General features: G+C 72.4%; 15 protein-coding genes. 3 read left to right on the top strand and 12 right to left on the bottom strand.

What is annotated here, in order from left to right:
• Positions 1 to 83 precede the first annotated feature (83 nt).
• The 6 genes from IGS69_RS10480 to IGS69_RS10450 all read right to left on the bottom strand — a co-directional run bounded on the left by IGS69_RS10480 (position 84) and on the right by IGS69_RS10450 (position 2,769).
• A complete protein-coding gene (locus IGS69_RS10480) occupies positions 84 to 500 on the bottom strand; it encodes an NUDIX domain-containing protein (protein WP_190898506.1) in 417 nt (138 codons plus the stop codon).
• Between the two features lie 27 nt (positions 501 to 527).
• Positions 528 to 704, bottom strand: coding sequence for a DUF6257 family protein (locus IGS69_RS10475; protein WP_190898505.1), 177 nt, complete (start codon positions 702 to 704; stop codon positions 528 to 530).
• A 2-nt stretch (positions 705 to 706) separates the two neighbouring features.
• Positions 707 to 1,006: a hypothetical protein gene (locus IGS69_RS10470; protein ID WP_190898504.1), complete on the bottom strand. Its 300-nt coding sequence runs from the start codon at positions 1,004 to 1,006 to the stop codon at positions 707 to 709.
• A complete protein-coding gene (locus tag IGS69_RS10465) occupies positions 1,003 to 1,806 on the bottom strand; it encodes a DUF2637 domain-containing protein (RefSeq protein WP_190898502.1) in 804 nt (267 codons plus the stop codon). The genes IGS69_RS10470 and IGS69_RS10465 overlap by 4 nt, the downstream gene beginning before the upstream one ends.
• 193 nt (positions 1,807 to 1,999) lie before the next feature.
• Positions 2,000 to 2,428 carry a hypothetical protein gene (locus tag IGS69_RS10455; protein ID WP_190898500.1) on the bottom strand — a complete coding sequence of 143 codons (429 nt, stop codon included), beginning with the start codon at positions 2,426 to 2,428 and terminating at the stop codon, positions 2,000 to 2,002.
• A complete protein-coding gene (locus IGS69_RS10450) occupies positions 2,425 to 2,769 on the bottom strand; it encodes a hypothetical protein (protein ID WP_190898499.1) in 345 nt (114 codons plus the stop codon). The genes IGS69_RS10455 and IGS69_RS10450 overlap by 4 nt, the downstream gene beginning before the upstream one ends.
• 196 nt (positions 2,770 to 2,965) lie before the next feature.
• Between IGS69_RS10450 and IGS69_RS10445 the strand changes: the two genes are divergently transcribed.
• Entirely contained in the window at positions 2,966 to 3,208 is a 243-nt protein-coding gene (locus tag IGS69_RS10445; protein WP_190898498.1) for a helix-turn-helix domain-containing protein, read from the top strand.
• Between the two features lie 154 nt (positions 3,209 to 3,362).
• On the opposite strand, the gene IGS69_RS10440 is transcribed toward IGS69_RS10445, so the two are convergent.
• From IGS69_RS10440 to IGS69_RS10420, 5 genes are all read right to left on the bottom strand, one after another.
• Positions 3,363 to 3,881 (bottom strand): NUDIX hydrolase, encoded by a 519-nt coding sequence (locus IGS69_RS10440; RefSeq protein WP_190898497.1) that lies wholly within the window; start codon positions 3,879 to 3,881, stop codon positions 3,363 to 3,365.
• A gap of 93 nt (positions 3,882 to 3,974) precedes the next feature.
• On the bottom strand, positions 3,975 to 4,469 hold the full coding sequence (locus IGS69_RS10435) for an excalibur calcium-binding domain-containing protein (RefSeq protein ID WP_190898496.1): 495 nt from the start codon (positions 4,467 to 4,469) through the stop codon (positions 3,975 to 3,977).
• Positions 4,470 to 4,578: 109 nt separating this feature from the next.
• Entirely contained in the window at positions 4,579 to 5,736 is a 1,158-nt protein-coding gene (locus IGS69_RS10430) for an alkaline phosphatase PhoX (protein ID WP_190898495.1), read from the bottom strand.
• A 170-nt stretch (positions 5,737 to 5,906) separates the two neighbouring features.
• Positions 5,907 to 7,394, bottom strand: coding sequence for a sensor histidine kinase (locus tag IGS69_RS10425; RefSeq protein WP_190898494.1), 1,488 nt, complete (start codon positions 7,392 to 7,394; stop codon positions 5,907 to 5,909).
• Positions 7,391 to 8,260, bottom strand: coding sequence for a response regulator transcription factor (locus IGS69_RS10420; protein WP_190898493.1), 870 nt, complete (start codon positions 8,258 to 8,260; stop codon positions 7,391 to 7,393). Before IGS69_RS10420 ends, IGS69_RS10425 begins: the two co-directional genes overlap by 4 nt.
• A gap of 217 nt (positions 8,261 to 8,477) precedes the next feature.
• On the opposite strand from IGS69_RS10420, the gene IGS69_RS10415 reads away from it, so the two are divergent.
• A complete protein-coding gene (locus IGS69_RS10415; protein WP_190898491.1) occupies positions 8,478 to 9,083 on the top strand; it encodes a carbonic anhydrase in 606 nt (201 codons plus the stop codon).
• Positions 9,084 to 9,679: 596 nt separating this feature from the next.
• A complete protein-coding gene (locus IGS69_RS10410) occupies positions 9,680 to 11,431 on the top strand; it encodes a SulP family inorganic anion transporter (protein WP_232543753.1) in 1,752 nt (583 codons plus the stop codon).
• Positions 11,432 to 11,509: 78 nt separating this feature from the next.
• Here IGS69_RS10410 and IGS69_RS10405 read toward each other — a convergent pair whose 3' ends face one another.
• Complete coding sequence (locus IGS69_RS10405; protein WP_190898489.1) at positions 11,510 to 11,938, bottom strand: peptidase inhibitor family I36 protein; 429 nt, start codon at positions 11,936 to 11,938, stop codon at positions 11,510 to 11,512.
• Positions 11,939 to 11,944: the final 6 nt, after the last annotated feature.

Below are 11,944 nucleotides of genomic sequence, written 5' to 3'. Positions count from 1 at the left end.
GATCTCTCCAGGTGTTCAGAAATGGACAGGTGGGCCCGGGGCGGCCGGCTTGCTGCCAGGCGGACGGCCGCCCCGGGGCGTTGCTACTTGCTGGTCGTGGCGGCGCGGATGATGCCGCCGTGGTCGAACGCGAGCGGCGGCAGGGCCTCCAGCGGCCACCATTCGGCCCGCACGGCGTCGTCACCGGCTTCGACGGGCGTGCCGGGGATGACGGTCAGGTGGTAGGCGACGGTGACGTACCGGCCGCGCGGGTCCCGGTCGGGGGCGTCGAACACCCCAATCAGGGACAGCTCCCGCAGCATCGCGTACACGCCAGCCTCTTCGGCGAGCTCGCGGGCGGCGGCCTCACGGCTCGTCTCGCCCGGGTCGACGTGCCCGCCGGGCAGCGCCCACTGACCCTTGTGGGGGTCCCAGCCGCGCTCGATCAGCAGGACGTGTCCGTCGGTCGTGGTGACGACGACGTCAGCGGTGAAGCGGATGGTCTCGAGCGTCTCGGTCATGAGATTGGACTCCTCTGGTGTGGGGTGCTACTTGCTGTGCTTGCGGCGGCGGGCCTGGTTCTCGATGCGCTCGACCCTGCGTTGCAGGTCGGAGATGTCGACGTCCATGCCGGCCACGCCGCGCTTCGCCATCCGGGCGACCAGGCCGGCCAGGCGGGCCTTCTCCCCGAACGTGAAGTCGCTCGGGCTCAGGTCATCGGCCATGGTCACTTTCCCTTCCGGAAGTCGGCCCACAGGCCGCGCAGGATCAGCAAGCAGACGGTGGCGCAGGTCGCGCCGATGGCGACGGCCACGGCGAACAGAGAGGCGACCAGACCAGCCGAGACGACCACGCCGCCGATCACCAGCCACTTCGTGGCGTTGAACTCCTGCCGGACCGGCGCCGGCTGCTGCGGCTGCTGGTTGAGGAGCTGCTGGGCGGCGAGGATCGCGGCGATCTGCCGGGTCAGCTCCGTGTTGTCGGCGGCCTCGACCGCATCCCGCGCGGCCTTCTCCAGGTCGCTCACGACGTGACCACCTCTCGGCGCAGCTCAGTCGCCTCACGGCGACTCAGCCCGAGTTCGTCCTGCAGCGTCTTGATGGTCACCGGCCGAGACGTCGACCTGACCGCCTGCCGGTGCAGGGCACGGGCCTTACGCCGCAGTTCAGCGGGGCTGAGGGCGATCACCTCGGTGACCACCTCCCGGGGCTGTGCGGCAGGCACCGCAGCGGTCACCTTGGGGGCGCTCACCGCGTCCCACATGAACGGCGCGGCAGTCAGGGTCCGATCAGCCGGGATGACCACCGGGGCAGGCTCCAGCGCGGGCTTCGGCTGGTCATCCTCGACCCGCTCGACGGTCACCGGGGCGGTCACCTCGGTTACGGGCTGTGCATCAGGTGCGTAATTCTGCGCACCTGCCACCTGACCGGCGAGGGCCTGGTGGATCTGCCGCATGAGGGCACCGAACGCCAGCAGCGCGGCCGTGGGCGGCACGGCGGCGACCACGTAGTCCAGTGGCTCAGCAGCGGAGCCGACACCCGCCACGTTCAGGGCGATCGAGCTACCGGAGCCGACCACGGTCAGGCCGATCGCCCAGCGGTCGACACGGCCCGCCAGGGCGGCCCGCAGCATCAGCAGCTCACCCGCCACGATGAACAGATCCAGCGTCGCCGGCCACGCCCACGCGCGGATCTCCTTGCCGCGCATGCCGTGTGCCAGGGCCACCTCGGCAAGGTGCGCGTAGGACAGCCAGAACGCGGCGGCGGTCAGCGCCACGATGACCAGGCCCGCGGCGATGGCCAGGGCACGAGTCGGGTTCGTCTTCATGCTTCGCCCACCTCCGGGGCGGCGGCCCGCACCACACGGTGCGCGGCCAAACAGATGCCCTCACGGTCCCGGCGCTCGATGCTGTCGACGAGCGCGGCCATCAGGGCGGGGATAGACGGGGTCGGCCGCGCCGACCGGGCGACGCCGCGCAGGGCGGCGTGCTCGGTCGGCCGGCGGATAGGCCAGCGGGCGGTCACCGGGACGCCCCCCGGAAGGCGCGGTCGACGGCGGCACCGAGCAGGTCCATGGCGCGCTGCTGCTCGGGCGGGAACACCGCCTGCTCGTTGGCCTCCATCAGGTGGTCGATCTCGATGATCGCCTCAGCGGCCAACTGGCCCTCGACCTCGCGGCGCACCTCGTCGTCCGTCAGGGACTCCGGCGTGCGGTCGCCGAGACCGGCGAAGGACATGGCCAGCACGGTGAGCAGCTGCGTGCGGGTCAGCGCGAACGCCACCTGCACCACCGCCACCGGCGGCTCCGGCTCGTCGACACCGCCCTGAACCTCGAACGGGCCGAACACCGGAAGCTCCCCGCGCCGGTCGTCGGCGAGGAACCGGGTCGTCTCCGGGAAGTGCCGGGCGACGAACTCCGCCGCCGCCCGGTCCTCGTCACGCTCGCTCACGCCCGACCACCCCGGACCCGGCGCAGCGCCTCGTCGGCCTGGCCGGAGTCGCCGTCCTCGTCGACGCGGTGGGTGACGATCGGCGCCGGCATCGTCGGCACCGGCACGCCGAGCGCCTGGGCGAGGAGGTAGCGGGCGACGGTGTCGTGCTCCAGCTCGCTCCGGCCGGTCGGCATCGACAGGATCAGCTCGCCCGTCTTCCGCTCGACGACCGCGCCGAAGAACTCGGCGTCGGTGATCGAGGAGTCGAAGAGGGTGACGCCCAGCTCGTTGATGAGCACGGGCAGCGGGGTGTCCATCAGACGGTCGACGGACGGCTTGGGCATGGCAGACTTCTGCACAGCGGTCTCCTGTGTACGCAGGTGATCCGTGAGGCCCCGTTTGGTGTTGACGCACCGGGCGGGGCCGCCGCCGTTTTCGGCGACACGGACAACCGTAGGGAACATGGTGTTCCCTGTCAACGGAGAGGGACCTAGTCATTCATCGCCGATCTAGGTAACGTCATGTTCCATGATGACGAGTGGAACACTATGTGCCATGGACAAGCGATCACTGGCGCAGCTCGCAGGCCGGTTCAGAGACGCCGAGGCGCGAACCGAGATCCTGCGTCAAGAGCTGGCCGCGGCCATCAGGCAGGCGGATGTCGACGGCGTCGCTCAGAAGGACATCTGCGAGGCGACCGGCTACACCCGCCAGCAGGTGCGCCGGATCGTGAAGGCGGTCACGGAAAGCGAGGTGCCCCCGTCGTCCGCATCAGGGCACAACGAGGGCACACCTTGATCGGGCCCAACCGGGTGCGTCCGGGCGTAACCATGGCCATACTTGCAGGTCACGGGCCTACTTGACGTAACAGGGCTGATCATGCAGATAGGGGCGGCACCTTGTGCGGGGTGCCGCCCCGCTCTCGCGCGTTCGCTTCAAGGCCCGGCGACGGTCACCGCGGCAGGCCGTCCCGCAGGCACACGGTCGTGCCGGTACGCGCCGCCGTCAGCAGGGCGGTGAGCGTGGGCAGCCCGGTGGCCAGCGGGGTGGACTCAAGGTCGGCGAGGGCGAAGAGGCCGTGGTGGTCGTGTTCCGGGCTGCGCCGGACGGGCTGCCCGGCCGGGAGCCGGCCACCGTGGAAGTAGAAGTCGATCACCGGCCCGGTGCCCAGCACGTCGGCCCGGTGGTCGTAGCCGATGAACGGCAGGTCCCCTTCGAGGGCGATGCCGGTCTCCTCGTGCAGCTCCCGGCGCGCGGCCCCGACGGGGTCCTCGCCGTGGTCGAGCATGCCGCCCGGCAGCCCCCAGAGACCCGCGGCGGGCTGGCCCCCGGCGTAGCGCAGCAGCAGGATCCGGTCCTCGGCGTCGAGCAGCAGGACGCAGGACGCGACGACGGTCTGCGGCAGCGTCTTGACCCACTCGGCACGGGGCAGCACACGCGGCGCGTTCGGGGCGGGCACGGTCGTGTCCACGGTGGTGTTCCTTCCGTCGGCTGGGCAGCCCGGAACGAGCTGCCCCGAACGGTGGAACGGCCGGACCCGCCGATGGTCACCGACGGGTCCGGCTCAGGTGTCGCAGGCGACCCCGTCGCCGTCCCGGTCCAGGTGGGAGGCGTACCCGGGCTCACCCCGGTGGATGGGGGCGGCACCGGCGGCACGGACCTCGCTGCAGTTGCCGTAGTACACGTTGCCGCCGCCTCCTGAGCCGCCGTCGTCGGCCCCGCCGCCGGCCGCCGGTCGTGCGGTGACCGTGGTGGTCACCCTGACCGTCTTCGTGGCGGTGACGGTGGGAGCGGGCTCCGGCTCCTTCGCGGACGGCGTCGCGGTGGCGGTGGTCGTCGCGGTGATCGTGACGGTCGGCCGGGGCGCGGCGGACGCGGGTTTCGCGTCGTCCGTGCTCTCCCCGCCGCTCGCGCCCATGCCGATACCGATGAACAGGGCGAGCCCGAGGGCGGGCAGCACGTAGCGCTTCCGGGCCCAGCGTGGCGCTGGTCGGCCGGGCCCCGGCGCCGGCGGTGCGGGGTACGGGCCGTTGTGCGGGCCGGTGTACGGGTTGGTCATGGTCATCCCCCCAGGACTGGTACGTGAGGGGATGACCGTAGGACCGGCCGGTCCGTCGTGAGGGAGAGGTGACCAACTTGTGATGGTCACGTGAAGCCGGAATGGTCGGCTACGAGCGGAACGGGCCCGTCACCTCGTAGGTGATGCCGCCCGAGGACGAGCCGCTGGTGCCGCGTTGGCTGGAGAAGTAGAGGCGGGTGCCGTTCGGGGAGAAGGCCGGGCCGGTGATCTCCGAGGCCGACTGGCCGTCGATGCGCAGGAACGAGGCGACGACGTCGTCCGGGGTGATCACGCAGATTTCCATGGTGCCGCCGTCCTCGGCGACGAAGAGGTCGCCGGAGGTGGTGCCGGTGATGTTGTCCACGCCGGTGAGCGGGGTCGTGCCGTTGACTAGGGAGTCGTCGTAGGCCAGCTCGTAGGTGTTGTCGAGGAGGTTGAGCTGCCAGACGCGGTTGTCGCCCTTGGTGGTGAACCAGACGGTGTCGTTCGCGTAGTGGCAGCCCTCGGCGCCGTTGAAGGACTTGGAGCCGGAGACCTGGGAGCGGGTGGCCGTCGGGGAGCCGTCCGGGTCGGGAATGTCGGTCCAGGTGAAGGAGCCGCTGGTGGCGCTGCCCGCGACCATCACCTGGAGTGTGCCGGACGACAGGTTGCCCCAGGTGGTCGCGACGAAGCGGTAGAAGCGGCCGTTCGACTCGTCCTCGGTCAGGTAGATCACCTTGCGCACCGGGTCGGCGGCCGCCGCCTCGTGCTTGAAGCGGCCCATCGCCGCCCGCTGCACCGCCGCGTTCGTGCCCCACGGGTCGGTCTCGTAGACGTAGCCGAGGGACACCTCCTCACAGGACAGCCAGGTGTTCCACGGCGTCTTGCCGCCCGCGCAGTTCTGGCGGGTGTTGGACAGGATGCGGTACGCGGCCGTGATCGCGCCCGTCGACGAGAACTTCACCGCGCTCGCGCCGCCCGAGGGGTTGATCTCGGAGTTGGAGACATAGATCCAGCCCGTGCCGTCGGCGTAACAGGCGCCGCCGTCCGGGGCGTTGTGCCAGGTGTACGACGTGGTCCCGACCCGCTGCCCCGACCGCGCGATGACGCGGCTGGTGAAGCCGGCGGGGAGTCTGATGCCGTTGGCGTCCGGGGAACCAAGCGGCCCGTAGGGGCCGGTGCCGGGCTGGGCCGGGGCCGCGTACGCGGCGCCGCGCCACAGGGTTCCGCCCAGGGCGGCCGATGTGCCGCCGAGGACGGCCGCACGCAGGAGGCTACGACGTTCCATCTCGCTCCAAGAGGTGCCGTACCGCCCCGCCGCCGGTCGGCGGCAGGGTCGTGCGTGGGGGGGGAGGCGGAAAGGACGCTAGGGGTGCCGGATTGACGGGGTGTGGACAACGCGTGGCCGTGGGGCGGCATGCTGTGTACCGCCTGGGCCCCGAGGGCGAGGGCGCGTGCCTACGCCGGCAGCGCCGGGGCCTGCCGTCTCGGCCTCCTCGGGCGGTCGCCGCCCGGCCCCGGCGTGCTCTCGCCCGGCGGTCGCGCGGACGGCAGCCGGATCACCACGTCCAGACCGCCCGTCGCCGCCTCGCGCAGCGCCGCCTCGCCGCCGCTGGCGTGGGCGAGGCGCTGCACCAGGGCGAGACCGAGACCCGTACCCCCCTTGGGGGCGCCCGGGGCGCGCCAGAAGCGGTCGAAGGCCCGGGCCCGCTGCTCCTCGGTCATGCCCGGCCCCTCGTCGGTGACGTGCAGGTCGACCCAGCGGGGCCGGCTGTCGCGCAACGCCCGCCGGAGCGGGGCGTGCAGCCGCAGCTCGATCGTGACGGTGCTGCCCGCCGGGGACGCCCGCAGGGCGTTGGACAGCAGGTTGTCCATGATCTGCTCGACGGCCCCCGGCACCGCGAGCACCGGGCCCACGCTGCCCGCGAACAGCACGAGGGAGACGTCCTCCCGGGCGAACAGGGGCTGCCAGGTGCGGTGCCGCTCCGCGCAGACCGCGCCCAGGTCGACGGTGGCGGGGATGGCCGCGTGCTCCTCCAGCCGGGCCATGGCCAGCAGGTGCTCGACCATGCGGGCCAGCCGGTCCGTCTCGGTGACGGCCGCGGTGAGGCTGCCCCGGGCCCGGGCGGCGACGTCCGGCTCCAGGTTCTCCAGGCGCAGCCGCAGCGCCGCCAGCGGGGTCTTCAGCTGGTGCGAGGCCTCGCCCGCGAACGCCCGCTGGGACGCGAGCAGATGGGCGAACCGGGCCGCGGTGTGGTTGAACGCGGCGGCCAGACTGCGTACTTCGGGCGGCCCCTTCGTGATGGTCACCGGCACGAACCGGCCGCCCTCGGCCAAGTCGTGCGTGGCCTGCTCCAGTTCACAGATGGGGCGGCTCGCCCAGCGGGCGAAGGCGAAACCGAGCACGGCCACCGCCGTCAGCACCGCGAACCCGCCCAGCGCGAGCAGCAGCCAGACATGGTGCACCCGCTCGTGGACCGTCCTCGTCGGCACCGTCAGCCACACCGCGCCCACCGGCCGCGCCTCCTGGCCGATCGGCGCGGCCACCGACAGGTACTCCACCCCGCCGATCGTGGAGGTACGGACGTCCACCGTCGACGTGCCGCGCAGCGCTGCCGCGATGCCCGGCCGGGCGGCCAGGGTGCCGGACATCGCGGGGTCCAGCCGGTGCGAGGCGGCGAGCAGTGTGCCCGCGGCGTCGACGATCACGACCTTGCCCCCGATGCGCTGTGCGCAGTGCGCCACCCGCCCGGGCAGGTCCCGCTCGGCCCGCCCCGCCGCGAGGGACAGCGCGGCGTACGCGGACACCGACTCGGCCTCGTCCTTCGCCGCGTTGACGACCCGCTCCCGCTCACCGCGCGAGTACACGAAACCCAGCGGGATCTCCAGGCAGAGCAGGACCAGCGCCGCGAGGCTGAGGTAGCTGAGCAGCAGCCGGCGGGTCACGGAGAGGCCACCTGCGCGGTCGGCCCCGTGTGCACCGCCAGCCGGAAGCCGACGCCCCGCAGCGTCCTGATCCACGCCGGGTGCCCCAACTTGCGGCGCAGCGCGGCCACATGGACGTCCAGGGTCTTGGTCGGGCCGTCGTAGTGCGGGTCCCAGACGCGGTCGAGGATCTGCTGCCGTGAGTAGACCGCGCCCGGGTCCTCGCTGAGCAGCGCCAGCAGGTCGAACTCCTTGGGCGTGAGCAGGACGGGGGCGTCGCCGACCCAGACCTGGCGGGTGCGGCGGTCCACGACGAGCGGGCCCGGGTCGTGCGGCGCTTCGGGGGCGGGGTCGTGTGCGGCGGTCGCGGGGGGTTCGTAGGAGAGGGCCGGGGCCGGTTCGTACGCGGGGGCGGGAGCCGGTTCGTGGGCGGGGGCCGGAGCCGGGTCGTACGCCTGGGCCGTAGCCGGCTCGTACGGCGGCTCGGGGAGGTTCCGGGCGCCTGTCGCGTCGGGGAGCGCCTGGTGGGCGCGTTGCGTGCGGCGGGTCACCGCGCGGACCCGGGCGACCAGTTCCCGCACGCTGAATGGTTTCGCCAGGTAGTCGTCGGCGCCCAGTTCCAGGCCCAGCACGCGGTCGGCCTCCTCGCCGCGCGCGCTGAGGATGACGATGGGCACGTCCGAGACCTGCCGGATGCCGCGGCAGACGTCGATGCCGTCCATGTCCGGCAGCCCCAGGTCGAGGAGGACGACGTCGTTGTACGGGCCCCTCAGACCGTCCGTGCCGGTGGCGACGTGGTCGACCGCCAGTCCGAAGTTGCCGAGCCCTTCCATGAGCGGCTCGGCGATCGTCTCGTCGTCTTCGATGAGCAGCACTCGTAGGCCCATAGGTCCTGTCTCTCCGTGAAGCCGGCATGAATCCGGACAAGGTGAATTCACATTCCCTGCCACGGAGTTCACACGCTACAAGAAGACGCTGCGTCTGGGAATCCGGGCAAAGAATGTTCAATTGCTGGCCGGGCTCTGGAGTTTGCTTAACCTTCTGCTGTAGGTCGGCGGTCTACGGTGGAGTGCGCAAGATGAACTCCCAGCTCAGGAGGTTGCCTTGAAGACTTTGCTGAATCGTGCCCGCACGTTCAGGACACGCGTAGATTTTGACAGCGCCGCATACCGGAAACTGGCCGAAGGGCAATATCCGGAGGTGCTGTTCATTACCTGCTCGGACTCGCGTGTCATACCCGCGATGATCACGGGCGCACAGCCCGGGGAGATATTCGAGCTACGGAACGCGGGCAATATCGTGCCGTCCTACGGGTGGCCCGGAGCCTGTGGGGAGGCGGCCACCATCGAGTACGCGCTGGAGGTGCTCGGGGTTCAGGACATCGTGGTGTGCGGTCACTCACACTGCGGTGCGATGGGTGCGCTGAAGTCCGGTGACGACCTCTCGTCCATGCCCGGCGTGGACGCCTGGCTGCGCCTCGCCCGCCCGGAGCTGGCCTCCGTACTGGAGACCGCGCCGGACGACCCGTCCCTGCCGGAGGTCGCCCAGGGCAATGTCGTCAACCAGCTGGCGGCACTGCGGAGTTACCCCGTGGTGCGGCAGCGCCTCGACTCGGGCCGGCTCCGGCTGCACGGCTGGTACTACGAGGTCGACACCGGCTTCGTCCACGAACTCGGCGACGAGGGTGACTTCCGGGTGCACGCCGCGTGAGCGGGGCGCATGCGCGGGGGAGGGGACGGGGTGGGAGGCCGGCCCATCCGGCGGAGGGCACGGCGGTCCGGGGGATCCACGACACCGCGGGCTGGGGGACGGCCGACACGGCGGGCTGGGGACCACCAGATGCCCTGGAGGGGGCCGGGGGGTGGGGGACGGCCGGAGTGGCCGGAGGGGCCGGAGGGGCCGGAGGTACGGGGGGCCGGCCGGCGGGTGATCCCGCGGGGGGCGCGGGAATCTGGGGGTCGGGGGGCGAGACGCCGGCGGGTGCGCCGGGTGGTTCAGGGGGTGGTGCCGGGGGCGATGCCTGGGGATTCTCCGGGGATCTTTCCGGTGGCGGCACCGGCGGCATTGGCACCGGAGGCGCCGGCATCGGAGGCGTCGGCACCCGCGGCGTCGGCACCCGCGGCGTCGGCACCGGCGTCGGCACCGGGAGAAGCCCGGCGGGCCCGGCCGGTGGGGTGGGCGGCTGGGGGAGCGGCGGGTCGGCAGAAGGGGGGCGCTCGGGCCGCCGAACGGGCGGGAACCCTCCTGGCGGCCCGGGCACAGGCCGTGCGGGCGGTGGTGCCCTGGGCGGGCTGATCCGCGGAGCGATGAGCGGCGCCAAGGGCCTGGGGGGCAAGGGGCCCGGGGGCAAGGGCGTCGTCGGCACGGACCTGCGGGGTGAGGTGCCCGGCGGCAAGGGTGCCGGTGGCAGGACGGGGGCCAGGGGCGACCTCGCCACCGACATCACCGCCTCCCTCGTCGTCTTCCTCGTCGCCCTGCCGCTGTGCATCGGTGTCGCCGTCGCCTCCGGCGTCCCCGCCGAACTGGGGATCATCTCCGGGGTGATCGGCGGCCTGGTCGTGGGCGCGGTCCGGGGCAGCACGCTCCAGGTCAGCGGCCCGGCCGCCGGCCTCGCCGCGCTGGTCGCCGAGACCGTCGCCGAGGTCGGCGTGGCGATGCTCGGCGTGATCGTGCTGTTCTCCGGCATCCTCCAGATCATCCTGGGGCTGGTCCGGCTCGGCCGGATGTTCCAGGCCATCTCCGTCGCCGTCGTCCAGGGCATGCTCGCCGGCATCGGTGTGCCGCTGATGTTCAGCCAGGCCTATCCGATGGCCGACGCCAAGGCCCCCGGCACGGCGCTGGAGAACATGGCCGGCATCCCCGGGCTGCTGGCCGGAGTCCTGACGAACCCGCAGGCGATGATCGCCACCCTGCTCGGCGTCGCCACGATCGTGCTCAGCTTCGTGTGGAAGAAGGTGCCCGGGCCGGCCGGGAAGATCCCCGCCGCCCTGGTCGCCGTGGGCATCGGCATGGTCGTCGCCGCGCTGCCCGGCGTGGACGTCAAGACGCTCCAGGTGGGCAACCTGCTCAACTCCGTGCAGGTGCCCGGCGCTTCCCAGTTCGCCGCGCTCGCCGACGGCACGATCATCACCGCGATCCTCACCTTCACGGTCATCGCGTCCGCGGAGAGCCTGTTCACGGCCGCTGCCGTGGACCGGATGCACAGCGGCCCGCGCACCCGCTACAACACCGAGCTGATCGCCCAGGGCGCGGGCAACACCGTCGCGGGTATCCTCGGCGCGCTCCCCATCACCGCGGTGGTGGCGCGCAGTTCGGCGAACGTCCAGGCCGGGGCCAAGACCCGGCTCTCGCGCACCCTGCACGGCCTGTGGCTGCTCCTGTTCGCGCTGCTGCTTCCGCAGGTGCTCGCGCTGATCCCGATCTCCGTGCTCGCCGGCGTCCTCGTGCACAGCGGCTGGAAGCTCTTCGGGCCCGCCGAGTTCCCGAAGATGTGGCGGCAGGACCGGGGCGAGTTCGCGGTGATGACGCTGACCATGCTGGTCATCGTGGCGACGGCGTTGCTGGAGGGCGTGCTGTTCGGTCTCGCCGCGGGGATCGTGCTGGCCGCGCTGCGCATGTCGCAGACCGTGATCCGCCAGCACGTGGAGCAGGACACGGCGAAGGTCGTCATGGCGGGCAACGCCACGTTCCTGCGGCTGCCCAAGGTGATCGACGCGCTGGAGGCTGCCGCCGCGTCCGGGAAGCCGCGGATCCGGCTCGACCTGACCGGCGTGACCCACCTGGACCACGCCTGCCGCCAGCAGGTCGAGGAGTTCACCGCCCAGCAGCGGGGGCTGGGGCTGCGGGTGGAGCTGCTGATGCCCGGGGAGGCGAAGCCGGCCGCTGCCGCGCCGTCCGCCTCCGGGACGCCGGCGGCGCCGTTGCCCAGGCGCCGGGTCACCCCGGCCGAGCAGGCCGTGGCGGAACCACCGCCCTGGCCCACCGCGGACGCCGAGTGGTTCTACCTCGATACCCGGCCCCTCCCGGAGGAGTACGCGCGCTCACCCCTCGTGGGCTGACCCACCCCCTGGGACCTGCCGAGGTGGCGTGCACGCCGAGCGGGCGTGCACGCCACCGCGTTCGTGCCGGGGGCCGGATCAGCCGCAGCTGCCCGAGATCCACCGGTGGGAGCGGACCTTGTACGTACCGGCCAGATTGCCGCCGTGCTGCTGACGGGTGCAGCCGACACGGTCGGAGTAGTCGGCGCCCCGGTAGTAGGCGACACCGGTGGAGCTGCTGGTGCCGGCGTTCCACACCGACTTCACGTTGGTCGTGGCGGCCCAGGAACACCTGACGGCACCGCTCTGCCAGTCGGGGTCGGCCACGTCCCACGCGCACTTGCTGCCGGTGAAGTTGGCTCCGGTCCAGAAGCAGATGTGCCCGGACGCGCAGTCCACCGCGGCGGGCGCGGCCGGGGCCGCCGACGCGGAGCTCGGCACGGCCAGGGCGGTGACGGCGGCGGCGCTGACGGTGAGAACCGCGAGCAGCGAGTTCGTACGAGAGTGCCGGCGTACGGAAAGGCGCATGAGCCT

The sequence above is a fragment of the Streptomyces tuirus genome (assembly GCF_014701095.1).
In the GTDB taxonomy this organism is placed as follows: domain Bacteria; phylum Actinomycetota; class Actinomycetes; order Streptomycetales; family Streptomycetaceae; genus Streptomyces; species Streptomyces tuirus.
This window is presented reverse-complemented; position numbering and strand designations above follow the sequence as displayed.

What these genes read in the sequence shown, in the direction of transcription:
- IGS69_RS10480 (WP_190898506.1), bottom strand. Translation starts at nt 500, where the DNA reads ATGACCGAGACGCTCGAGACCATCCGCTTCACCGCTGACGTCGTCGTC.
- IGS69_RS10475 (WP_190898505.1), bottom strand. Translation starts at nt 704, where the DNA reads ATGGCCGATGACCTGAGCCCGAGCGACTTCACGTTCGGGGAGAAGGCC.
- IGS69_RS10465 (WP_190898502.1), bottom strand. Translation starts at nt 1,806, where the DNA reads ATGAAGACGAACCCGACTCGTGCCCTGGCCATCGCCGCGGGCCTGGTC.
- IGS69_RS10445 (WP_190898498.1), top strand. Translation starts at nt 2,966, where the DNA reads ATGGACAAGCGATCACTGGCGCAGCTCGCAGGCCGGTTCAGAGACGCC.
- IGS69_RS10435 (WP_190898496.1), bottom strand. Translation starts at nt 4,469, where the DNA reads ATGACCAACCCGTACACCGGCCCGCACAACGGCCCGTACCCCGCACCG.
- IGS69_RS10430 (WP_190898495.1), bottom strand. Translation starts at nt 5,736, where the DNA reads ATGGAACGTCGTAGCCTCCTGCGTGCGGCCGTCCTCGGCGGCACATCG.
- IGS69_RS10420 (WP_190898493.1), bottom strand. Translation starts at nt 8,260, where the DNA reads ATGGGCCTACGAGTGCTGCTCATCGAAGACGACGAGACGATCGCCGAG.
- IGS69_RS10410 (WP_232543753.1), top strand. Translation starts at nt 9,680, where the DNA reads ATGAGCGGCGCCAAGGGCCTGGGGGGCAAGGGGCCCGGGGGCAAGGGC.
- IGS69_RS10405 (WP_190898489.1), bottom strand. Translation starts at nt 11,938, where the DNA reads ATGCGCCTTTCCGTACGCCGGCACTCTCGTACGAACTCGCTGCTCGCG.